General features: G+C 71.6%; 22 protein-coding genes. All 22 read right to left on the bottom strand.

Annotation, left to right across the window (positions count from 1 at the left end; all coding sequences use genetic code 11):
* The 22 genes from IF43_RS0113680 to IF43_RS0113785 all read right to left on the bottom strand — a co-directional run bounded on the left by IF43_RS0113680 (position 1) and on the right by IF43_RS0113785 (position 22,392).
* Complete coding sequence (locus tag IF43_RS0113680) at positions 1 to 1,491, bottom strand: ATP-binding protein (protein ID WP_051795279.1); 1,491 nt, start codon at positions 1,489 to 1,491, stop codon at positions 1 to 3.
* A complete protein-coding gene (locus IF43_RS0113685) occupies positions 1,488 to 2,762 on the bottom strand; it encodes an MFS transporter (RefSeq protein ID WP_063753327.1) in 1,275 nt (424 codons plus the stop codon). Before IF43_RS0113685 ends, IF43_RS0113680 begins: the two co-directional genes overlap by 4 nt.
* Before the next feature lie 41 nt (positions 2,763 to 2,803).
* Complete coding sequence (locus IF43_RS38020) at positions 2,804 to 3,634, bottom strand: xanthine dehydrogenase family protein subunit M (protein ID WP_051795282.1); 831 nt, start codon at positions 3,632 to 3,634, stop codon at positions 2,804 to 2,806.
* Positions 3,631 to 6,024 carry a xanthine dehydrogenase family protein molybdopterin-binding subunit gene (locus IF43_RS0113695; protein ID WP_030199179.1) on the bottom strand — a complete coding sequence of 798 codons (2,394 nt, stop codon included), beginning with the start codon at positions 6,022 to 6,024 and terminating at the stop codon, positions 3,631 to 3,633. The genes IF43_RS38020 and IF43_RS0113695 overlap by 4 nt, the downstream gene beginning before the upstream one ends.
* 6 nt (positions 6,025 to 6,030) lie before the next feature.
* Positions 6,031 to 6,567, bottom strand: a complete 537-nt coding sequence (locus IF43_RS0113700) for a (2Fe-2S)-binding protein (RefSeq protein ID WP_030199181.1) — start codon at positions 6,565 to 6,567, stop codon at positions 6,031 to 6,033.
* 22 nt (positions 6,568 to 6,589) lie between these two features.
* The gene (locus tag IF43_RS0113705; RefSeq protein WP_030199183.1) at positions 6,590 to 7,207 is read right to left on the bottom strand and encodes an NADPH-dependent F420 reductase; all 618 of its coding nucleotides are present in this window, start codon (positions 7,205 to 7,207) and stop codon (positions 6,590 to 6,592) included.
* Positions 7,208 to 7,222: 15 nt separating this feature from the next.
* Positions 7,223 to 8,707: an aldehyde dehydrogenase gene (locus tag IF43_RS0113710; protein WP_030199186.1), complete on the bottom strand. Its 1,485-nt coding sequence runs from the start codon at positions 8,705 to 8,707 to the stop codon at positions 7,223 to 7,225.
* Between the two features lie 67 nt (positions 8,708 to 8,774).
* Positions 8,775 to 9,512: a type 1 glutamine amidotransferase domain-containing protein gene (locus tag IF43_RS0113715; RefSeq protein ID WP_030199190.1), complete on the bottom strand. Its 738-nt coding sequence runs from the start codon at positions 9,510 to 9,512 to the stop codon at positions 8,775 to 8,777.
* Positions 9,513 to 9,582: 70 nt separating this feature from the next.
* A complete protein-coding gene (locus IF43_RS0113720) occupies positions 9,583 to 10,329 on the bottom strand; it encodes a MinD/ParA family protein (protein ID WP_030199191.1) in 747 nt (248 codons plus the stop codon).
* Positions 10,329 to 11,573 carry a PP2C family protein-serine/threonine phosphatase gene (locus IF43_RS0113725; protein WP_051795288.1) on the bottom strand — a complete coding sequence of 415 codons (1,245 nt, stop codon included), beginning with the start codon at positions 11,571 to 11,573 and terminating at the stop codon, positions 10,329 to 10,331. The genes IF43_RS0113720 and IF43_RS0113725 overlap by 1 nt, the downstream gene beginning before the upstream one ends.
* Positions 11,555 to 12,028: an anti-sigma regulatory factor gene (locus tag IF43_RS0113730; RefSeq protein ID WP_063753328.1), complete on the bottom strand. Its 474-nt coding sequence runs from the start codon at positions 12,026 to 12,028 to the stop codon at positions 11,555 to 11,557. The genes IF43_RS0113725 and IF43_RS0113730 overlap by 19 nt, the downstream gene beginning before the upstream one ends.
* Positions 12,021 to 12,332: an STAS domain-containing protein gene (locus tag IF43_RS0113735; protein WP_030199195.1), complete on the bottom strand. Its 312-nt coding sequence runs from the start codon at positions 12,330 to 12,332 to the stop codon at positions 12,021 to 12,023. Before IF43_RS0113735 ends, IF43_RS0113730 begins: the two co-directional genes overlap by 8 nt.
* 37 nt (positions 12,333 to 12,369) lie before the next feature.
* Positions 12,370 to 14,508, bottom strand: coding sequence for a glycogen debranching protein GlgX (gene glgX / locus IF43_RS0113740; protein WP_030199203.1), 2,139 nt, complete (start codon positions 14,506 to 14,508; stop codon positions 12,370 to 12,372).
* On the bottom strand, positions 14,505 to 14,867 hold the full coding sequence (locus tag IF43_RS0113745; RefSeq protein WP_030199206.1) for an STAS domain-containing protein: 363 nt from the start codon (positions 14,865 to 14,867) through the stop codon (positions 14,505 to 14,507). The genes glgX and IF43_RS0113745 overlap by 4 nt, the downstream gene beginning before the upstream one ends.
* Before the next feature lie 37 nt (positions 14,868 to 14,904).
* Positions 14,905 to 16,725 carry an AGE family epimerase/isomerase gene (locus tag IF43_RS0113750; protein ID WP_030199207.1) on the bottom strand — a complete coding sequence of 607 codons (1,821 nt, stop codon included), beginning with the start codon at positions 16,723 to 16,725 and terminating at the stop codon, positions 14,905 to 14,907.
* Positions 16,718 to 17,179 carry a VOC family protein gene (locus tag IF43_RS0113755; protein WP_030199209.1) on the bottom strand — a complete coding sequence of 154 codons (462 nt, stop codon included), beginning with the start codon at positions 17,177 to 17,179 and terminating at the stop codon, positions 16,718 to 16,720. The genes IF43_RS0113750 and IF43_RS0113755 overlap by 8 nt, the downstream gene beginning before the upstream one ends.
* Positions 17,179 to 17,793 carry a DJ-1/PfpI family protein gene (locus IF43_RS0113760; RefSeq protein WP_030199210.1) on the bottom strand — a complete coding sequence of 205 codons (615 nt, stop codon included), beginning with the start codon at positions 17,791 to 17,793 and terminating at the stop codon, positions 17,179 to 17,181. The genes IF43_RS0113755 and IF43_RS0113760 overlap by 1 nt, the downstream gene beginning before the upstream one ends.
* Complete coding sequence (locus IF43_RS0113765) at positions 17,783 to 19,384, bottom strand: GMC family oxidoreductase (protein WP_030199218.1); 1,602 nt, start codon at positions 19,382 to 19,384, stop codon at positions 17,783 to 17,785. The genes IF43_RS0113760 and IF43_RS0113765 overlap by 11 nt, the downstream gene beginning before the upstream one ends.
* A 12-nt stretch (positions 19,385 to 19,396) precedes the next feature.
* On the bottom strand, positions 19,397 to 19,798 hold the full coding sequence (locus IF43_RS0113770) for a nuclear transport factor 2 family protein (RefSeq protein WP_030199223.1): 402 nt from the start codon (positions 19,796 to 19,798) through the stop codon (positions 19,397 to 19,399).
* A gap of 13 nt (positions 19,799 to 19,811) precedes the next feature.
* Positions 19,812 to 20,267, bottom strand: coding sequence for a nuclear transport factor 2 family protein (locus IF43_RS0113775; protein WP_030199224.1), 456 nt, complete (start codon positions 20,265 to 20,267; stop codon positions 19,812 to 19,814).
* A 22-nt stretch (positions 20,268 to 20,289) separates the two neighbouring features.
* Positions 20,290 to 20,721 (bottom strand): nuclear transport factor 2 family protein, encoded by a 432-nt coding sequence (locus IF43_RS0113780; protein ID WP_030199227.1) that lies wholly within the window; start codon positions 20,719 to 20,721, stop codon positions 20,290 to 20,292.
* 24 nt (positions 20,722 to 20,745) lie between these two features.
* The gene (locus IF43_RS0113785) at positions 20,746 to 22,392 is read right to left on the bottom strand and encodes a thiamine pyrophosphate-binding protein (protein ID WP_030199239.1); all 1,647 of its coding nucleotides are present in this window, start codon (positions 22,390 to 22,392) and stop codon (positions 20,746 to 20,748) included.
* Positions 22,393 to 22,397: the final 5 nt, after the last annotated feature.

Raw genomic sequence — 22,397 nt, forward strand, 5'->3', positions numbered from 1 at the left:
TCAACTCCCTGTCTGAGGTGTCACGTTGGGATCGGACGACGGGTTCGTCGCGAGGGGCAGGCGTACGGTCATGCGGGTGTCGCCCGGCACCGAGCGCGCGGTGAGCGAGCCGCGGTGCCGCTGGGTCACGATCCGGTAGCTGAGGTGCAGCCCCAGGCCGGTGCCCTTGCCCACGTCCTTGGTGGTGTAGAAGGGCTCGAAGATGCGGGGCAGGACGTCCTCGGGGATCCCGCGGCCGCTGTCCTGGACCTCGACGACCATGCAGCCGCCCTCGGTGCGGGCGCGCAGGGTCAGGGTGCCGGCCCCGTCCATGGCGTCGACCGCGTTGTCGACGAGGTTGGTCCACACCTGGTTGAGCTCGCTGGGGTAGCCGGTGAGCTCGGGCAGGCGGTCCTCGTAGGCGCGGACGACGGTGACGGCGGAGAGCTTGGAGCGCAGCACGACGAGGGTGTTCTCGAGCCCGTCGGTGACGGAGAACCGCTGCTCGGGGGCGCGGTCGAGGTTGGCGTAGTCCCGGGTGGCGGCCACCAGCTGGGAGATGCGGGGGCCGGCGGCGCGCAGCTCGGCGGCCAGCGACCGGGTCTCCAGCAGGGCCGCGAGGTGGTCGAGGGCGGCCGGCAGGGCCGGCTCCGACACCCCTTCGAGCCGCTCCAGGAGCCAGCCGAGCTCCAGTCCGAGGTCGGCGATGCCGGCGGCGAGCAGACCGGGGCGTTCGGCGCCGGTCTCCCCGGCCCAGTCGGCCACCTCCTCCTCGGCGTCGGCTTGGGCGAGCGGGTCGCTGGTGGCCGGCGGCGGGACCTTGTCGAGCTCGTCGGCGAGCCGGTCGAACACGGCGCGCTCCGAGCCGCCGGCCACGGCGCCCCAGCCGTGCGCGGTGCGGGTGAGCCGGTCGAGGGCGGGCCCGAGCTCCTGGGCGGCCCTGGCCACGGCGGCGGCCGGGTTGTTCAGCTCGTGGGCGAGGCCCGCCGCGAGGGTGCCGAGCGCCTCGACCGTGGCCCGTTTGCGGGCCTGCACCTCGGAGGACTTGATGCGCCAGGCCAGGACGGGCAGCAGGACGGCCGCCACGCCGTGGCAGCGGGTGAGCATCTCGTAGAAGACGGCCTTGGGATAGCTGACGACGGTGGTCGCGGGCCCCGAGGCGGCGGCGGTGGCGACGTACGCGCCGTCGGTGAGCAGGGGCAGCTCTCCGGTGAAGCGGTGGGCGGCGGAGGGCTTGCCGTCGTGGGAGTCCGCGCTCTCCTCCTCGGTGGAGTGGCGGGTGAGGACCTCCTCGCGGCCGTCGACCACCTTGGTGACGACCAGGCCGCCGGAGAGCAGCACGTGGAAGTCGGTGGCCGGGTCGCCGTCGTGGAAGAGGGCCTCCCCGTCGGACAGCACCCGGGGCTGCGAGACGGAGACGAGCCAGTCGAGCTGCTCCTCCGTGAGGCCGGCGAAGAGTTCCAGCGCGTACAGGGTGGTGCGCAGCCGCCGCGGGGTCATGGCCTCCCTCACGCCGCGCCTCCTTCCGCCGTGCGGTCGGTGGTGCCCCGGGCGCCGAGCCGTACGGTGGCCACCAGCGCCACCACGCAGACGGCCGCCACCGCCGCCATGAAGCCGACGGAGGTGCGGTGCAGGCCGTGGACGTTGGTCAGGACGCCGGCCAGCACGGCGGGGACGCTCATGGCGAGGTACGCGAACACGTAGACGGCGGCGGTGAGTTCACCGCGCCGGGCCGGGTCGGCCAGGGCGCTCAGGGCCCGGAAGGCACCCAGGAACGCGGCCCCCCAGCCGCTGCCGAGGACGGCCGTGGCGACCAGGAACAGGGCGGCCGAGCCCGCCGCGAGGGAGACCAGGACCAGGCCGAGTCCGGCGAGCAGGAGGAGGAGTCCCACGATCGCGGTGCGCAGGGCGGCCACCCGGCCGAGCAGGAGCTGCGCTCCGGTGGCGGCGCCGGCGAGCAGGGCCACGGTGGCGCCCCCGACGACGTAGTTGGCGCTCTTGATGAGCGACAGGGCCAGGTGCGGCCCGAGCGAGAGGTAGAAGCCGCCGACGGACCAGACGGCGACGATGGTGAGGACCAGCACGGCGAACCGTCCGCGTACCTCGGCGGGCACTCGGATGCGGTGCGGGGCCACCCGGAGCGGGCCGCCGGCCGCGGGTGCGCTCTCGCCCATCCGGAACACCCCGACCAGCGAGAGGGCGAAGGCCCCGACCAGGAGCAGGTAGCTGAGCGCGGTCGGGGCGGGCGCGTACTGCACGAGCGCGCCCGCCCCGATGCCACCGAGCCCGATGCCGATCGTCGGGCCCGCGCTGTTGACCTGCGCCCCGAGGGCGGGCCGCGAGCGCGGGGCGAGCTCCAGCAGGGCGGCGCCCATGGCCCCGGTGGCCAGTCCCACCGCGAAGCCTTGGACGGCCCGGGCGGCGAGCAGCCAGGCCAGGCCCTGGGCGCCGGCGAACAGCAGCATCGAGACGATGGCGAGGACGAGTCCGGCGGTGAGCACCGGCCGTCTGCCCAGGGTGTCGGAGAGCGAGCCGAAGACCAGCAGTCCGATGAGCACGGTGACCGCGTAGACGGCGAACACCACCGTGATCGTCCCGGAGGACAGGTCCCATCTCTCCTGGTAGAGCACGTACAGCGCGGAGGGTACGGAGGAGGAGAGCATCAGCAGCACGAGGACCGCGCCGACCACCCAGAAGCCGGAGCCTCCGGATGTGCTCGCCGGTTGCGGGGCGCGGTGCCGTCGTGCCCCGTGGGTCTGGTGGTTGGACGTGTCGCTGGCCACTGGTGCTCACTCCCCCGTGTGCGGGCCTGGGCGGGTACGGGTCACGTACTGTTCGCGAGGTTCCGCGCCCTCTTCAGGGCGCGTGCGGTGAGCACCCCGGCGAGGTGGCCGAGGTACTCGGCCGAGGTGCCGCGGCCGGGTGTGAACCGGTCGCGGGGCTCGGCGCGGAAGGCGGCGAGCACCGCCTCGGTGCCGAGGTCGGTGCCGCGCAGCCGGTCCTCGACGCCGCGCAGCCGGACCGGCCGGGCGGTGGCGCCGGTGACGGCGATCCGCAGCCCGGCCGGGCCGACGCGGACCGCGACGGCGCACACCGGGTAGCGGGTGGCGCGGTCGGCGGTCTTCACGAAGGCGCCCGCGCGGGCGGGCGGCACGGTCAGGGCGGTGACGACGGAGCCGGTGGGTGCGCCGGTGGCGGCGAACTCCTCGGCGGGCACCGAGCGGCGGCCGGTGGGGCCGGCGATCAGCACCCGGGCGTCGGCGGCGATGGCGGCGGCGGGCAGGTCGGTGGCCCGGCCGCGGGCGGCGAGGTTGCCGCCCACGGTGCCGAGGTTGCGGACCTGCGGGTCGCCGTTGGCGCGGGCGGCCTGGGCGAGGGCGGGTGCCTCGTCCAGGACCCGGCGGTCGGCTGCGAGTTCGGCGAGCGTGGTGCCGGCGCCGATGCGCAGCGAGCCGTTCTCGGTGCGCCGGATGCCGCGCAGTTCCTCCAGGCGGCGTACGTCGACCAGGAGCTCGGCGGTGTCTTCACCGGTGCGCAGGTCGACGAGCAGGCTCTGGCCGCCGGCCAGCACCCGGGCGCGGGAGCCGGTGCCGAGCAGCTCCAGTGCCTGGGCCAGGGTGCTGGGCCGGACGTAGTCGAAGTCGGTGAGGATCATTGCGCCTCTCCCTGCATCCGGCGCCAGACCTTCTCCGGCGTGAGCGGCATGTCGATGTGCTGTACGCCCAGGTCGGAGAGGGCGTCGACGACCGCGTTGACCACGGCTGCGGCGGGCGGCACGGTGGCGATCTCGCCGGCGCCCTTGGCCCCGAGCACGTTGTGCGGGGTGGGCGTGACGGTCTTGTCGAGGGCGAAGAACGGCGCGTCGGCGGCCCGCGGGAGGGCGTAGCTGCGCAGGTCGCTGCTGACCAGGACGCCCTGGTCGTCGTAGACGGCGGCCTCCATCAGGGCCTGGCCGAGGCCGTGCAGGATGCTGCCCTCGATCTGGCCCTCGACGACCTTGGGGTTGCCGATGTTGCCGGCGTCGTCGACGGCGGTGTAGGCCACCACCTCGGTCTCGCCGGTCAGTTCGTCCACCTCGACGACGGCGACGTGGGTGCCGAACGGGTAGTTGAAGTCCGGCGGGTCGAAGTGGGTGGTCTCGTCGATGGCGGGCTCGATCTCCGGCGGCAGGTTCCAGCCGTACCAGAGGGCCATGGCCAGGTCGGCGAAGGCCTTGCCGTTCTCGGGGTTCGCCCGCTCGAAGACGCGGCCGTCCTCGTAGGCCACCTGGTCCTCGGGGAGGTTCATGAGGGCGGCGCCGGCCCGGCGCATCTTCTCCTTGACCTTGCCGGCGGTGAGGGCGACGGAGGGGCCGGCCATGCTGAAGGAGCGGCTGCCGTACGTGCCCTGGCCGTAGGGCGCCTTGAGGGTGTCGCCCTCGAGGACCTGGACCTGCTCCGGGTCGATGCCGAGGACGTCGGCGGCGACCTGGGCGAAGACGGTGCCGTGGCTCTGGCCGGTGGAGGCCGAGCCGACGGTCAGGGTGACCTCGCCGGTGGGGTGGACGCGGATGTTGGAGCTCTCCCACGTGCCGCCGAGCATGCCCTCCTGGGACATCCGGGTGGAGGGGCCGACGCCGCAGATGGCGACGTAGGTGGCCAGGCCGACGCCGAGGCGTTTGCCGCGGCCGCGGGCCTCCTCCTTGCGGGCGGGCATGTCGGCGTAGCCGGCCAGGGCCAGGGCCTTGTCGAAGTTCTCCTGGTAGTTACCGGAGTCGTAGGTCCAGCCGAGGCCGTTGTCGTACGGGAACTTCTCCGCCGGGACCAGGTTCCTGCGTCGGACGGCCGCCGGGTCCTGGCCGATCTCGGCGGCGTAGCGGTCGACCAGGCGCTCCATGAGGAACGCGGCCTCGGCGCGGCCGCTGCCGCGCTGGGCGCCGAGCGGCACGGTGTTGGTGAAGGCGGCGTACACCTCGCAGAAGGCGGCGTCGACGTCGTACATGCCGGTGATGGAGCGGCCCATCAGGGCGGTGGCGACACCGGGGCCGATGGTGGAGGGGTAGGCGCCGAGGTTGGCGTAGCTGGTGCAGCGCACGGCGGTGATGCGGCCCTCGCGGGTGCCGGCCAGGGTCACGTGCTGGCGGTGGTCGCGGCCCTGGACGGTGGAGTTCATCAGGCCAGTGCGGGTGTCGACCCACTTGACGGGGCGGCCCAGCGCCTTGGCGAGCTTGAGCACCAGCGCCATGTCCGGGTACAGGTAGCCCTTGGTGCCGAAGCTGCCGCCGACGGTGGGCGCCACGACGCGGAGCTTGTTGAACGGGATGCCGAGGACCAGGGCGGCCAGCAGGAAGCGGTGGTTGTGCGGGCCCTGGGTGGAGGCGTGCAGGGTGTACTCGCCGGTGGCCGCGTCGTACTCGCCCACCGCGCCGCGCGGCTCCAGGGGGCTGTTGATGGTGCGCTGGTTGACGAGGTCCAGCTCCACCACGACCTCGGCCTCGGCGATGGCGCGGTCGGTGCGCTCCTGGTCGCCGCAGGTCCAGTAGGCGTTGAGGTTGCCGGGTACGGCCTCGTGCAGCTGCGGGGCGCCCTCCGCCAGGGCGTGGTCGGCACGGGTGACCACGGGCAGCGGCTCGTACTCGACGGTGATGGCGCGCAGCGCCGCGTGGGCCTGCTTGGGCGTCTCGGCGACCACGACGGCGATGGCGTCGCCGACGTGGCGGACGGCGTCGCCGGTCAGGACGGGGCGGGCGCCGGGCAGTCCGTACGGGTGCGGCGGGAAGTGGCTCTCCACCCCGCCGGGGATCCAGATGCACGGCAGCGGCATGACGTCCTGGAAGTCGGCGGCGGTGGCCACCTTGAGGACGCCGGGCATCTGCTCGGCGGCCTTGGTGTCGATGCCGAGGATGCGCGCGTGGGCGCGGTCGCTGCCGAGGATGGCCATGTGGGCCATGCGGGGCAGTTCGATGTCGGCGACGTACGTGGCCTGGCCGCGCAGCAGCTGCGGGTCCTCACGGCTGTCGAGCGGCGCGCCGAGCGGTCGGGTGTGGTCCCCCACCACGGTGGTCATCTCTCGTCATCCCTCCGTCGTGGCGGCCGGTCTGGACACTGCGGCCGCGGGCTCCGCGGCGGCGCCGGGGGCCGCGGCGGCGGCGCAGGCGCGCTGTACTCCGCGGACGACGCTGTGGTAGCCGGTGCAGCGGCACAGGTTGCCGGTCAGCCATTCGCGGATCTCGGGCTCGGTGGGGGCGGGCCCGCCCTGGCTGTCGTCGAGGAGCTCGCCCAGGGACATGACCATGCCCGGGGTGCAGAACCCGCACTGGGTACCGTGCTCCTGGCGCAGCGCCTCCTGCAGGCCGGTGAGCTCCTCGTCGGCGGCGGCGACGCCCTCGATGGTGGCGACCGCGCAGCCGTCGGCCTGGACGGTCAGGACGAGGCAGCTCTTGACGGAGCGGCCGTCGAGCCGGACCACGCAGCTGCCGCACTGGCCGGTGTCGCAGCCGACCTTGGTGCCGGTGAGGCCGAGACCGTCGCGCAGCCGCTCGACGAGCAGCTCGTTGGGTTCGGCCGGAAATCGCTCCGGCACACCGTTGACGTTCAGTTCGACATTCATGACCACGCCCCTTCGCTTGCTTTCACCGCGCGCCGATTGCGGTGCGGGCCTGCTGTTCCGTGAGCGTCCGGTTGAAAAGCGGACCGCCGGGCTGTTGGAGAATTCCGCCCGTGTGGAGGGAACCCGTGTCGACGGGTGCGAATCCCAGGTCGCGGATGATTCCGGCGACGATTTCCTTGGCCTCGGGGTCGTCGCCCGCCACGTAGTGGGCGAGCGGCGGTCCGGCGGCGGCGCCGGCCGTGGCCAGGGTCTGGAAGTGCATGGTGTTGAGGGATTTCACCAGCCGGGCGCCGGGGTACCAGTCGGCGACGAGCTCACTGGAGCCGCGGGGGCCGAGGTCGCGGGGCTCGCCCCGGCCGGTGAAGGCGTTCATGGCGTCGACCACGAGACGGTCCTTCACGGCCGGGGCGGGCAGCAGGCCCCGTGCGCTGTCGAACGGCACCATCAGCACCAGGAGTTCGGCCGCTCGGGCGGCGTCCTCCGGCAGGGCCGCGCGGGCGGCCGGACCTAGTTCCGCGACCAGCGGGGCCAGGGAGGCCGGGCCGCCGGCGTTGGCCAGGACCGTGTGGTGACCCGCGGCGGTGAGGATCCGGGCCAGCGTGGAGCCGATCCGCCCGGTGCCGATGATGCCGATGTCCATGCGCTCGTGTGCTCCTCAGCTCATGCCGATCCAGACCGACTTGGTCTGGGTGTAGCTTTCGAGGGACTCGGGGCCGCACTCGCGGCCGAAGCCGGAGGCCTTGTAGCCGCCGTAGGGCACCGAGGGGTCGTACTGGTTGTAGCAGTTGACCCAGACGGTGCCGGCCTTGATCTGCGAGGCGACGCGGTGCGCCCGCTTGAGGTCCCGGGTGTGCACGCCCGCGGCGAGCCCGTAGGCGCTGTCGTTGGCGATGCGGACGGCGTCCTCCTCGGTGTCGAAGGGGATGATGCCGAGCACGGGACCGAAGATCTCCTCCTGCGCGATGCGCATGGAGTTGTCCACCCCTGTGAAGACGGAGGGCAGGAAGTACAGCCCCTCCGACGAGGCCCCCTCGGGGGTCCAGCCGGTGCCGCCGGTGCGCAGGGTGGCGCCTTCCTTCTGGCCGATCTCGATGTACGAGCTGACCTTCTCGAACTGGCCGCGGTGGGCCAGCGGGCCGAACAGGGTGGCCGGATCCCGCGGGTCGCCGGGCTTGAGGGCGGCGGCGCGGGTGACCAGGCGCTCGACCATCTCGTCGTGGATCTGGCGCTGCAGCAGCAGCCGGGAGCCGGCGGTGCAGATCTCGCCCTTGTTGTAGTAGATGCCGAAGAACGCGAGCTCCTCGGCGAGGTCGAGGTCGGCGTCGGCGAAGACGATGTTGGCGGACTTGCCGCCGAGCTCCATCGTGACCTTCTTCAGGGTGCCGGCGGACTTGCGGATGATGCTCTGGCCGACGGCGGTGGAGCCGGTGAAGGCGATCTTGTCGATGCCGGGGTGGTCGGTCAGGGTCTCGCCGAGCTCCACTCCGGGCCCGGTGACGACGTTGAGCACGCCGTCCGGGATCTCCGCCTCCTGGAACAGCTCCGCGATCTTGAGCGCGGTGAGCGGGGTGGCCGGGGAGGGCTTGTGGACCACGGTGTTGCCCGCGGCCAGGGCCGGGGCGATCTTCGTCATGGACAGCAGCAGCGGGAAGTTGAACGGGGTGATCGCGCAGACCACGCCGAGCGGTTCGCGCAGGGTGTACGCCAGCTGTCCGCCGGCCGGGGTGCGGGAGGCGCCGTCGACGCGCGTGACGGCGCCGGCGTAGTAGTGCATGAGCTGCGCGGCCATCGGGGCGTCGACCGTGCTGGAGAACGCGAACGGCTTGCCCATGTCCACGGTCTCCAGCAGGGCGATCTCCTCCAGGTCGCGCTCGATGAGCTCACCGACCCGGTTCAGCCTGAGTGCGCGCTCCTGGGCGGAGAGTCTGCTCCAGGGACCCTCCTCGTAGGCGGTGCGGGCCGCTGCCACGGCGGCGTCGGCGTCCGCGGCGGTGGCCTGCGCCACCGGCACGATCTCCTGTCCGTCGATGGGGCTGAGGTCCGGCTCGGTGCGGCCGTCGGCCGCCTCCCGCCATTGCCCGCCGATGAACAGCTTCCCCGGGTTCGCCAGGGGCTGGTCGCTGAGCGCGCGCTTGGTCATGACTGCCTTCCGGTGTCGGTGGGGGGTGCGGATGCCCCGACGGGCCCGGGCCTGCCCCGGGACCCGCTCACGCGCCGAGCTGCGCTAAGAACGTCTCGGCGAGGGCCTTGGAGGAGTACGGGTTCTGACCGGTGGTGAGGTTGCGGTCCACCACGACGTGGGAGTCCCAGATCTTCTCGGCCTTCTCGTACCGGGCGCCGAGACGGGTGAGCTCCACCTCGAGGATGAGGGGCAGCCGGCCGGCCATGTTGGTGACGAGCTCCTCGCTGTGCGAGAAGGCGGTCATCCGGTAGCCCTCGAAGGGCCAGTGGCCCTCGCCGTCGCGGAGCGCGAGCAGGGAGGTGTGGCCGTGGCAGACGGTGGCGATCTTCTTGTCCTGGGCGATGGCCCAGCGCAGCAGCTGGGCGAGCTCGTCGGACTTGGGCAGGTCGCCGATGGCGCCGTGGCCGCCGCTCACGTAGATGCCGTCGTAGCCGGCGATGTCCTTCTCGCCCAGGGTCTCGAGCGCGATCGGGCTCTGGAGCTGCGGCGTGCTGCCGATGACCCGTACGTACTCCGCGGCGTTGGCCGCGTCGTCGTCCGCGGAGCCCTCGGGGCGCACCCACTTGAGGAAGTCGGGGTCGATGCTGGTCTGGTCGACCGTGGGGGCCTGGCCCCCGATCGTCGCCACGTCGACGGTGTGGCCCGCGGCGCGGAACAGCTGGTAAGGAACGACGAATTCCTCGGCCCAGAATCCGGAGGGGTGGAGTTCCCCGTCCAGGAGGTGGAGCGTGGCCTTGGCCGTCATGACGACGAGTATCTTCATGACTCTTTCTCCTCTTTCTGGAGTGGTGCCGATTCAACACGCCCTGCTGGGGGCGCGCGAGAGTGGGGCGTCAGGCACGCGAGACTTCGTCACGTGCGTCCAGTACCGCGATGATGTTCCGGAATTCATCCACCAGGGGGTGGTCGGGACAGGCCTCCGCGAATATGCGTTCTCCGCACAGCGCCGCCATTTCCGGCACGTAGGGAAGAATTCCGGCCAGTGGGGCGCCGTAGACGCGCTCGGCCCGGTCCCGTACCCGTTCGCGGTCGATGCCCTCCGGGGCCATGCTCATCACGAAGGTGCGCCGGCAGGCAAGCCGACCGGACAGGGCGATGGTCTCCTCCACCCCGGACAGGTCGATGCGGTCCGCCCGGGCCATGATCATCAGGACGTCGGCGCTCGCCATCGCCGTCACGGTCTCGTTGTTGAGCCCCGCGTGGGTGTCCAGGAGCAGGACGTCCAGGTCGTACTTCTGGGTCAGCCGGCCGAAGGCCTCGGGCAGCAGGCCCACGTCGTAGCCGTTGGCCATGATCTCGGGGAGGGAGGAGGTGGTGGTCCGGGCGGGTACGAGGTAGAGGCCGGGCGGGCCGACCGCGTGGGCGGCCGCCTCGATCTCGCAGCGCCCGAGCAGGTAGTCGGTCAGGGACCAGACCCGGGGGCCGACCCTGAAGAGGACGTCCATGGTCGGTGACTGGATGTCGGTGTCGACGAGGGCGACCCGGCGCCCCTCTGCCGCGATCAGCAGCGCGAGGTTCGCCAGTACCGTGGACTTCCCGGTGCCGCCCCGGTGCGAGTGCACCACGATGGTCGTCGCCATCACGCCACCGCCCGCCCGGCCGCGTGCGGCCCCCGCGCCGCACGTGGCCGGTGCAGGGCCAGCATGGTGACGTCGTCGTGCTGCTCGGCCTCGCCGGTGTGCTGGCGCACGGCCAGGTCCATCCGGTCCAGGACCGCGCGCCCGTTCACCGCCGACTCGCTGAGCAGGTCGATCATCCGGTCGTCGCCGAGGAACCGGCCGTCCGGGCAGCGCGCCTCGGGTACGCCGTCGGTGTAGACGAACAGGGTGTCCCCGGGGTCGAGCTGGGCGTACCCGAGGGCGTACGAGCAGTCCGGCAGCACTCCGACGGCCGGCCCCGTGGGTTCCAGAGGCACCGGCTCGGCGCCGTCCGCGTCCAGCAGCAGCGGCGGGTTGTGGCCGCCGTTGATGTAGACGAGGCTTCCCGTCGCGGGGTCCAGGACCGCGAAGAAGAGGGTGGCGAAGTAGCCTTGCCGCAGGTGGTTGCGCGTGAGGTAGCCGTTGGTGGCCGTGACCGCGTTGAGCAGCGGCGTGGCACCGACGACCGGGATCCCGGCGCCGGAGCGGCCGCCGGCCACCAGGTGCTGCAGTCCGCTGTTCTCCGCCGTGTGCCGCAGCAGCGAGCGGATCAGGGCCATGAACAGGGCGGAGCCGACGCCCTTGTCGCACACGTCGGCCACGACCAGGGCGAGTCTGCGCCGGTGGACCAGTTCGAAGACGTCGTAGAAGTCGCCGGCGACCTGGCGGGCGGGGCGGAACCGGACGTCGATCTCCCAGCCCGCGGGGACCGGTAGGTCCTCCGGCAGGAAGCCGGCCTGGATCTCCCGGCCGATCTCCAGCTCCTTCTCGTAGCTCATGAGTTCGGCCCGGGCGTCGGCCTCCTGGAGGGTGCGGCCCAGCTCGGCGCGCTCGGAGCAGCTGTGCAGCCGGGCGCCGACCAGGGCGGGCAGGAAGGGCGGTACGAGGTAGTCGTGGCCGAGCCGGACGTGGTCCTCCAGGGCCTCGAAGTCGTCCGTGGTCCACACGACCGCGATCGGCGCCCCGGCCCGGCGCCGCAGCCGACGTACGGCCGTGCGCACCGGCTCGCCCGGGGTCTGCGCCGGGGCGAGCAGGACGTCGGCCTCCGGCAGCGCGGAGATGGGGCCGGTGAGCAGCTGGGCCAGGGTGCGCGCGGAGAGCTCCGCGTCCATGCTGGCCAGCGCGTCGAGCAGGGCCTGGGGAGGCGGCGGCTGCTCGTCCAGGATGATCACGGTCGTGGAGGGCATGGTCGCGTCCTTCTCACGTCTTCACCGAGGACCGTCAGCGTGCTGATGTTGCGGCCGTCGCTCCTTACGTAGCCGAACTCGTCGACGCTGGTCAGCGCGAGGTGGATGCCGAGGCCCCCGACCCGCCGCCGCTCCGGGGGGACCCCCGTTGCGGGCGGCAGGCAGCCGGCGACCGGGTCGAAGGCGGGGGCCGTGTCCTCGAGGCGGACCCGGACCCGGCCGGCCCCGGCGCGGCCCCGGACGGTGATCCGTCCGTCGCCGCCCCGGTAGCCGTGGGTCACGATGTTGGTGGCCAGTTCGTCCACCGCCAGCCGCAGCCGGTACGTCGCCCGCTTGCCGAGCCCGGCCTGGTCGGCCAGGCCCAGCACGAAGGCGGCGATGTCGGCCAGGGCGCCCAGGGTCGCGGGCACCTGCAGCTCGGTGGGGCGCTCGGCCAGTCGGACAGGGTCAGTCATCGCTCAGCACGATGCTGCGGTGCAGCCCGGCGGTCCTGATGGTGCGGGCCACCGGCTCGATCGCGCCGACCACCTTGATGGTGACGTTCGAGGCGACCTTCTGCTGCGCGAAGACCAGGGAGCGCAGACCGGCGCTGGCCATGTAGCCGACCCCGGCCATCCTGATCTCCACGGTGCCGGTGCCGTGGCCCGCGGCCTTCTCGATGGTCTGGTGGAAGTCCGGCGCGGTGTTGGCGTCCAGTTCGCCGGCGAGCTCGATCACGGTGGTGTCGCCGTCGATGGTCAGGGACACGGAAAGCGGCATGTCAGGCTCCTTCGGGCGTACGGGTCCAGGGCGCTGGTCAGTCCTCGGTGGGCACGCGGCCCACCAGGATCACGACCGAGCGCGGTCCGATCAGGTACTTGCCTGCGTTGTCGAGTTCGCTCTCCGCCCCCGGGGTGCGGATGTCGTACGGCGCCGCGGCCCCGGTGTCGGCGAACAGGTGCCAGCTGCGGCCGCCGGGCAGGGCCGGCAGCTCCAGGTCGTGCGCCTCCCAGTGGGAGTTCATGGCGACGTAGACCACGTCGTCGTCGCCGGCGCCGCACCGGGCCACGGCCAGCAGCCGGGACTCGGGGGACCAGTCGGGGAGCCAGGCGCGGGCGCCGTGCCAGCTGATGTCCGGCAGGCCCAGGCCCTCGCGGATGGCTCCGGTGGGGTGGGTGGTGGAGCGCAGCTCGCGGTGCCGCTTGCGGAAGGCGATCATCTGCCGGACGAAGTGGAGCAGTTCGGCGTTGTCGTCGACCTGGTCCCAGTCGAACCAGGAGAGCTCGTTGTCCTGGCAGTAGGTGTTGTTGTTGCCCTTCTGGGTGCGGCCCACCTCGTCGCCGGACAGCAGCATCGGGATGCCCTGGCTGGTGAGGAGGATCGCGATAGCGTTCTTCATCTGCCGCAGCCGCAGGGCGTTGATCTCCGGGTCGTCCGTGGGGCCCTCGGCGCCGCAGTTCCAGCTGTTGTTGTCGTTGGCGCCGTCGTTGTTGTTCTCGCCGTTGGCCTCGTTGTGCTTGTCGTTGTACGAGACCAGGTCGGCCAGGGTGAAGCCGTCGTGCGCCGTCAGGAAGTTGACGGAGGCGGCGGTGCCGCGGGTGGAGTACAGGTCCGGGGAGCCGGCGATGCGGGTGGCCAGTTCCCCGGTGACGCCCGGGTCGCCCTTGATGAAGCGGCGCACCGTGTCGCGGTACTTCCCGTTCCACTCGGCCCAGCGGCCGTAGGCGGGGAAGTTGCCGACCTCGTACAGCCCGGCGGCGTCCCAGGCCTCGGCGATGAGCTTGGTGTGCCGCAGGACGGGGTCGAAGGCGAGCGATTCGAGCAGCGGCGGGTTGGGCAGCGGGGTGCCGTCCAGGGCCCGGCCGAGGATGGCGGCGAGGTCGAAGCGGAATCCGTCGATGTGGTAGTCCGCGACCCAGTGGCGCAGGCAGTCGAGGACGTAGTTGCGCACCACGGGGTGGTTGCAGTTGACGGTGTTCCCGGTGCCGCTGAAGTTGAAGTAGTAGCCCTCGGGCGTGAGCATGTAGTACGTGGCGTTGTCGAGGCCCTTGAACGAGATGGTCGGACCCATCTCGTTGCCCTCGGCGGTGTGGTTGAAGACCACGTCGAGGATGACCTCGATGCCCGCCGCGTGCAGGTCCTTGACCAGGGTGCGCAGTTCGTCGCCCTGCATGCCGTAGCGTCCGGTGGCCGCATAGCCGGCCTTGGGCGCGAAGAACGCGACGGTGTTGTAGCCCCAGTAGTCGTAGAGCTTCTCGCCGGTCTCGGGGTTGGTGCGCGGGTTGTCGGTCTCGTCGAACTCGAAGATCGGCAGCAGCTCGATCGCGTTGACCCCGAGCTCCTTCAGGTACGGGATCTTCTCCCGCAGCCCGGCGAAGGTGCCCGGGGCGGTCACCCCGGAGGAGGGGTGCCGGGTGAACCCGCGCACGTGGGTCTCGTACACGACGAGGTCCTCGGCGGGGATCCGCAGCGGGGTGTCGTCGCCCCAGTCGAAGTCCTGCAGGCAGACGCGGGAGCGGTACTGGTAGCCGCGGCTGTAGTCGGGCTCGGTGCCCCACACGTCCCGGCCCGCGATGAGCCGGGCGTAGGGGTCGGAGAGCACCTGCCGGGCGTCGAAGCGGTGGCCGGTGACCGGGTCGAAGGGCCCGTCGGCCCGGTAGCCGAACTCGATGTTCTCGTGGTCGAGCCCGAACACGGTCATCGCGAAGACGCTGCCGGTGCGGAACTCCTGCGGGAACTCCAGTTCGGCGAACGGGTCGGGCTCGCCGCGCTTGTAGAGGACCAGGGTCATGGAGGTGGCCTGGTCGGAGAAGACGGAGAAGTTGACGCCGCCGGGCACGACCCACGCCCCGAAGGGGTAGGGCTTGCCGGCCCGGACGCCGTACCCGGCCACGTCGTGGGTCGGGTAGGCGTCGATGCGGACCTGGTCCGCGCGGGCGGCGGCCTCGGGGCTCATCGGGCCGTCCTCGTGGCCAGCCGTTCCCTGCGGGCGGCCTCGGCCGCGGCCGCCTCGCCGGTCTCGAAGAAGTCGAGGAAGCCGGTGGCCGACATCACGAACCGCACCTCGTCGCTGACCCCGGACAGGGTGACGGCGACGCCGGCGTGCTGGGCCTCGCGGTAGACCACGAGGAGGGTGCGCAGTCCCGCGCTGGAGACGTACGTGACCGCCTTGAGGTCGATGCGCAGGGTCTGGCCCTCGCGGACGAGCGGGAGCAGCTTGTCGAGCAGCTGCCCGGAGGTCTCGCTGTTGATCTCACCGGCGGCGGCGATCACGGTCGCGGCCTTGGTCCGGCGTTCCTTGATGGTCAGAGTCATTTCCCATCCCCTTGGTGTGGGGCGCCCCCGTTGAGCGCTACTTGGCCGTGGGCCGGAGCCGGACCTTGACCTTGACCCGCCCCTGGACGTCCGGGAGCTTCACGGTGAGGGCCTCGGCGTCGAAGTCGTCGTACGGCTTCTCGTCGATCTCGACGGAGGCGATCCGCACCGATCCGGCGGGCAGCAGGTCGGGCGACACCCGCAGGACGCGTTCGGGCAGGTCGGTCGGGTCCGGCTTGAAGTGGAAGTCCATCTCCCGGCCGTTGATGAGCAGGTTGTTGTAGACGGCGGCGAGGTAGCAGAGTTCCGCCGAGTGGTACATGGACATCGAGTGGCTGCCCTTGAGCCGCTCGGTGCCGAGCAGGTACGGCGTGCCGCTGGCGAGCACGTTGAAGTAGACCGCTCCCTCGTCGTGGTCGAGGAAGAAGGTGTTGTAGAAGGCCTCGGCCTGGCGGGCTTCCTTCTTGAACAGGTCGCCGCCGACGGTGCCGTGCAGGATGAGGTAGGCGAGGATCGCCTGCTCCTGCTGCCACCACGCCTTGCGGTCGTGCCAGGCGAAACGATACGTCTCCTGGTCGCCCTCCTTGACGCGCTCGACGACGTCGTACCAGCCGCCGCGCTGGAGGTCGCTGCCGACCGCCGGCATGATCTCGCCGATCTTGGTGGCGAGCTCCTGGTAGGCCGGCTTGGCCTTCAGGGAGTTCATGCGCATCAGGTTCCAGGCGATCTTCAGGTTGTGGCCGACGACCGCGCGGTCCTGCTGCCAGCTGTGGCCCTTGTCGTGGGACCAGTCGCGGAAGAAGCGCTCCTGGACGAACGGGCTGTTGTCGTAGTCGGGGAACCGCTCGGCGATGGTGTCGAAGGTGTACTCGAGGAAGTCGGCGTACTTCTGGTCGCCGGTCGCCAGGTACAGGTTGATCAGGTACGCCGGCGCGTGGTCGCCCACCGAGTTCCAGTTCTTGCGCTCGGCGTTCTCGCCCAGCGACTCGTGGTCGGCGCTGAAGAGGATCGGGTCGATGTGCGAGTAGTAGCCGCCCTGCTCGCGGTCGAAGAAGAACTTGTCGAACAGGCGGATCGTGCCGTCGGCGTCGTTCTTGATCCGCGCGTCGCCGGTGACCCGGTAGGTCTGGATCGGGCCGGCCAGGGCGTAGATCTGCTCGTACATCGGGATCGCGTCGAAGTCGTCGTAGAACTCGGAGGTGAAGAGCTTGCGCTCGGCGTCCCCGTCCACGCTGATGCCGTGGTACCAGTACGTGACGTCCTCCTCCGAGTCCACCACGCGCATGTGGGCGCGCAGGTACTCGGTGCCCCGCTCGGCGACCTCGAGGTACTCGTCCTTGCCGGTCAGCAGGTACGCGGAGGCCATGCCGTAGACCAGGCGGGAGATGGTGTCGGTCTCCTGGACGTGGCTGGCGGTCTTGTCGCCGCCGAGCCGGATCTCGGTGCGGTACTCCGTGAAGTCCACCGGCCCGTCGCCGAACTGGGCCCGCTTGTAGAAGGCGGCCAGCGACTCGACCTGCTTGACCCACCAGCCGGACTCCTCGAAGCGGTAGTCCTCGGCGCCGCGGCCCAGGAACACCAGGCGCTTGGCGTCGAAGCGCCCGCCGTGCTCCGGGTAGTGGACGCCGTAGACGAAGAGGAACCGGCCCGGGGAGAGCATCTCGTCGATGTGGCCCGAGGCGTCGACGTACGGCTCGTCGAGGTTGCGGACGAGCTCGGCGCTGGGGCCGGAGGCGAGCGACACGGTGAACTCGCGCCCGTCGGCGGTGGTCAGCCTCAGCTGCCGGGACTCGGAGTCGAAGTGGCCGACGTAGCCGGCGATGGTGTCGGAGAAGGAGAAGCTCACGGCGTCAGCCATGTCGGGCACCTTCCTTGTCGTGGGTCGGCTCGGCGGTGGTGCGGGACGGTCCTGCCTCGTCGTCGTGGTAGCCCTGGCTGACCTCGACGATCACGCCGTCGGGGTCGCGCAGCCAGACGGTCCGCCAGCCGCAGATGAAGTCGTCGAAGTCCAGCGGGCCCAGGGTCACTTCGGCCGCGTCCCCGAGGTCGGCGAGGAAGGCGTCGACGCTGTCGGTCTGGAAGGCCAGGTGGCGCATCCGGCCCGGCGCCTGCGGTCCGTCCTCCTGCGCCGCGCGGGCCGGCTCGGTGCCGGCCGGGAACAGCTCCAGGTACGCGTCCCCCTTGCGCAGGAACACGATCTGCGAGGCGCCGAGGTCGACCACGCGGGCCCGGGTGAAGCCGAACCACCGCGTGTAGAACTCCTCGGTGACCTTCTGGTCGGTGCAGTTCAGGCCCACGTGCGACCAGCGCATCAGTCGGCCCTCCGGCCCCGGCCGGCCGCGATGAGCTCGATGATGCGGCGGGCGAAGAGGTGGTGGTGGGCTCCGGTGCGCCCGGTGACGAGGTCGCCGTCCACGACCACGTCCTCGTCGACGTACTGGCCGCCCATGTTGCGGACGTCGCCGATGAGGTTGTTGTGGCAGACCACCTTGCGGCCGCGCACCGTGCCGGGGATCGAGGAGGCCAGCCACATGCCGTGGCAGATGATCCCCTTGAGGACGGTGGGCTCCTCGAAGGCCCGGCGCAGCAGCTCGGTCGCCGGGGCCAGGACGTCGACGTCCTCGGTGTAGCGCAGCCGGTCCGCCACCATGCCGGAGGGCACGATCAGGGCGGCGTACGAGCGCAGCTCGTCGTCCCCGAGACCCTCCAGGCTCCGGTCCGCGGTGAAGGGCGCCCGGTACTCGTGCCCGGTGAAGGTGATCGAGTCCTGGCCCCACAACCGGGTCAGGAAGTCGACCTGCGCGCCCTCCTCGGCGAACCGGCGCTGGTAGTAGAAGATCTCGGGCTCGTAGAAGTCGCTCTCGACCAGGACGGCGATCCTCGTCCCGGACAGCGGACCCTCGCGCAGGACGACGTCATTCGACACGGGAGACCCCCTTGATGAAGTCGGCGGCCCGCTCGGCGATCATCGCGATGGCGGTGTGGCAGTTGCCCGAGGGCACCGCCGGCATCACGCTCGCGTCGACCACGCGCAGGTTCTCGGTGCCGTGCACGCGCAGCTGGGGGTCCACGACCGAGAGGTCGTCGATGCCCATGCGGCAGGAGCCGGACTGGTGGTGGTAGCTCTCGGACTTCTGCTTGACGAAGGCGCGCAGCTCGTCGTCCGTGACGGTGCCGGGCCCGGGCTGCAGCTCCTGCTTGTACCAGGGCGAGAAGGCCGAGGTGGCGAAGATCTCGCGGGCGGTCTTGACGCCCTGGACCATGCGCTCCAGGTCCCAGCGGTCGCCCAGGTAGTTCGGGTGGATCAGCGGGTGCTCCAGCGGGTCGGCGCTCGCCAGCCGGATCCAGCCGCGGGAGACCGGCCGCACCACCCCGGGCAGGATGCTGACGGTGTTCGGGTGGGACTGGCCGACGATCACGTCGAACGGCACGTGCACGAAGGCGATCTGGAGGTCCGGGGCCGGCAGGCCGGGCTGCGAGGCCAGGAACAGTGCGCTCTCCGAGAGGTTCTGGGTCGGCGGCGGCAGTTCCTGGGTGACCTCGGCCATCAGCCCGGTCAGGACGTGGTTGTGGAAGTTCTCACCCACGCCCGGCACGGCCGCCGTGACGGCGATGCCGTGCTCGCGCAGCTGCTCCGGGTCCCCGACGCCGGACAGCAGCAGCAGCTTCGGGGACTCGATGGCCCCGGCGGCCACGATCACCTCGCGGCGGGCCCGTACGGTGTACGTGCCCGGGGTCCGCGGGGTGTCGGCGGCCACGGTGCGGCCCGGGAAGTCCGCGGGCGGGGCCGTCTGGACGTACTCGACGCCGGTGGCGCGGGTGCCGTCGAACAGGATGCGGGAGGACTGGGCCCCGGTGCGCAGGGTGAGGTTGGGGCGGGCGAGCGCGGGCTCCAGGTAGGCGGCCAGGGTGCCCTGCCGCTTGCCGTCGGCCACGTCGATGTGGTGCCAGCCGGTGCCGAACAGGCCGCGCTGCGGGCCGTCGGTGTTGAAGTCGGCGATCTCGCGGTGGCCGAGTTCGACGGCCGCGTCGATGAAGGCCCGCGAGACCGGGTTGGGGTCGTGGCGGCCGGCGTTGGTCACCCGCTGGGGGCCGTCCGTGCCGATGGCCGCGGTGGTCCGGTCCTCCTGGGACTCCAGCAGCGCGAAGTACGGCAGCACGTCCTCGTGCGCCCAGCCTGCGGCACCCTGGTAGGCCCAGTTGTCGAAGTCCGAGGCGTGGCCCCGGATGTGCATCATGATGTACAGGTTGCTGCTGCCGCCGGGGGCCTTGCCGCGCGGTTCGTACGTGCGCCGGCCGTCCAGTCCCGGCTGCGGTACGGACTGGTAGCCCCAGTCGACCGGGCCGCCGAGCAGCTTGTACCAGGAGGAGGGGTCGTCGACCTCGGGCGGGATGCGGCCGCCGCCGGCCTCCAGGACGAGCACCGAGACGTCCGGGTCCTCCGAGAGCCGGTTGGCCAGCACGCTGCCCGCGGTGCCGGAGCCGACGATCACGTAGTCGTACTCAGTCTCCGTCACGACTGCGCCCCCTCAGCCCTGGCTCAGGACCTGGAAGGGGACCGTGTCGTGGAAGTTCGCCATGTACGCGATCTTCCCGTCGACGATCTTGAAGAAGTTCATCACCTCGGCCTCGACCGCCTCGCCGGAGGCGCTGACGGCGCTGAGGTGGGAGACGGCCGCGGCCTTGACGGTGCCGGGGGTCTCTCCGCCGGGGCCCTGGGTGTCGACGATGAGGTGCACGGGGGTGTTGCGGAAGACCCGGTACATGTCCCCCATGCCCTTCATCGTCGAGCGCAGGGTGTCGAGGCCCTCGATGTGGCCGGCCAGCTGCTCGTCCATGACCTGGTCGTCGGCGAACAGGTCGCACCAGCGGTCCCAGTCGCCGGCGTTGGCGTACTCGTAGTACTTGGTCAGGATGTGACGTGCGTCCATCGCGTGCTCCCCCTCATCGGTCCCTGCGGATGCCGCCCGGCGCGAAGGGCGCCCAGAACTGGCTGAAGGCGCTGGCGGTGTCCCCGAACAGGCCGTCCCGGCCCTCGACGATCCGTCCCTCGTGCCAGCGCATGAAGTGGAAGACCTGGTAGTCCATGCGCTCGTACGGGGACTGCGCGTCGTCCTTCGCGCCGGCCCGCAACCCGGTGTTGCGGCACACGTCGGCCGAGCAGTCGGGGCCGGTCAGGACGTACTCGATGTCCATCTTGAAGGTGCCGCCGGTGAGCTTGTGGGTCTCGCCCATGAGCTCCAGGAACGCGTCCAGGCTCTCGTACCAGCCGGCCAGCGGGTGGTTGCCGGGCACCAGCCACCGCAGGTCCTCGGAGTAGTACTCCAGGATCCGGTCGCGGTTGCCGGAGCCGAGCGCGCGGTAGGCCGCCTCGACCCGCTGCCGCGTCACGTTGGTCATGGTCCGCTTCTCCTTCGGGGCGTCAGAGGGAGGCCGAACCCGGCATCGGGGCCAGTTCGTTGACGGTGTACGTCTTGATCAGCGGCCCGTCCGGGCCGGGTACGACGGTCCACGTCTGGTCGGCGTCGAAGCCGAGCCACACGCTGCGGGCGGCCGGCGGGTCCCAGATCTTGGCCTGCCAGTTCACCAGGACCCGGACGATGGCCTTGTCGCCCTCGATGACCGGCTCGACCTTGGTGACGGTGTGCACCTCGTCGAAGAACCGGTTGGTGACGGCGTCGTACCAGCGGCCGAAGCCGCTGTGCCCCAGGAACGTGTCCTCGGGGACCTTGAACTCCAGGTCCTCGGTGATGAGGGCCAGCACCTCGGACAGCGGGACGTGCTGGTCGAGGGCGGTGTACCAGTCCCCCGCGAAGGTCCGGATCGCGTGCTCGGTGAGCCGCTCGGCGGGCATGCGCGCCTCCGTGTGATGTGGTGGTCAGATCTGGATGTCGACGAGGAACGGGCCGGGGTGGTCGAGCATCCGGCGCACCGCGGCGACGGCCTCGTCCGGCTTCTCCACGCGCGTTCCGCCCGCCCCGAGGGAGCGCGCGAGACCCGCGAAGTCGATCTCCGGGTGGGACAGGTCGAAGGAGCTCGGGAAGGCGTGCTGGGGAATCTCCCGCTCCCGCCAGTACTGGGCGATGTTGTCGTCCAGCAGCCGGTACTTGCGGTTGTTGCAGACCACGAACTTGGCGGCGATGCCGTGCCGGGCGGCGGTCCACAGCGCCTGGTACGTGTACATGGACCCGCCGTCGCCCGCGAAGCCGACGACCGTCCGGTCGGGGTGGGCGAGCTTGGCGCCGACCGCGCCGGGGAACCCGACGCCGAGGGAGCCGCCGCGGGTGAGGTGGTAGTCCCCGGGCCTCTCGGGGGGCAGGTAGGCGGTCACCAGCGGGGAGGTGGTCAGCGCCTCGTCGAAGACGATCAGGTCGCCCCCGGTCCGCTCGGCCAGGGTCTGCAGGAAGACGGCCATCGGCGTGCCGTCCCACTCCGCCGGCACCGCCGGCCGGGGGGCGAGCGCCCGCTCGCGCCGCCGGGCGTCGAGCCGGGTGGCCGCGGCCGCCCGGCGCAGCGGGTCCAGCTCCCGTTCCAGTACGGGTGCCAGGGCGCGCAGCGCGAGCTTCGGGTCGGCCGCCAGACCGAGGTCCACCGGGTGGTTCTTGGCGATCTCGTAGGTGTTGAGGTCGACGTGCACGATCCGGGCGCCGTCGGCGAACGGGCTCGCCAGCTCCGGGAAGACCTCGGGGAACACGTACGTGCCGACGATCAGCACCGCGTCCGCGTCCCGGACCAGGGCCTTGCTGTGCTCGCCGAACATGTGGCCCAGCTGGCCGCGGCGCAGCGGGTGCGAGGCGGCGATGTTCACCTCGGAGGAGTCCACCTCGTACACGTCGGCGCCCAGCAGTTCCGCCACGGCGGCCAGTTCGGCCTGGGCGCCGGACAGGGCCACCCCGTCGCCGACGAGGACGATCGGCCGCTCCGCCCCGGCCAGCAGCCGGGCGGCCCGCCCGACGGCGGCGTCCGAGGGCGCCACGTCGGTCAGCGGGACGGCGGCCGGCAGCACGGGCTCGGAGTTGAGCTCGTCCAGCACGTCCATCGGCAGGGCCACGAACACCGGGCCGCGGGGCGGGGTGAGCGCGATCTTGACGGCCCGGCGGACGGTCCGCAGCACCGAGCGCGGGTCGGTCACCCGCGTGGCGTACTTGGTGACCGGCTTGGCCATGGCCACCAGGTCGGCGGCCATCTGCGCGTCCATCGCGTCGTACCGGACGCCCGCGTCGCCGGCGACCACGACCAGCGGGGTGTGGCCGCGCAGCGACTGGTAGAGCATGCCGATGCCGTTCCCCAGGCCGACGCCGGAGTGCAGCTGGAGCAGGGCGGCGCCTCCGGTGGCCCGCGCGTAGCCGTCGGCGATGCCGGCGGCCACGGTTTCCTGGAGGGTGAGCACGTACTGGAACCCCTCGGCCGCGTCGGCCGCGTCGAGGAACCCCTGCTCCACCGTTCCGGGATTTCCGAACATCACGTTGAGGCCGTCGGCCTTGAATTGCTCGATGAGCCTTTCCCGGCCCGGGGTCGCTGCCATGAATT

It is taken from the genome of Streptomyces sp. NRRL S-87 (genome assembly GCF_000719335.1).
Lineage (GTDB): Bacteria > Actinomycetota > Actinomycetes > Streptomycetales > Streptomycetaceae > Streptomyces.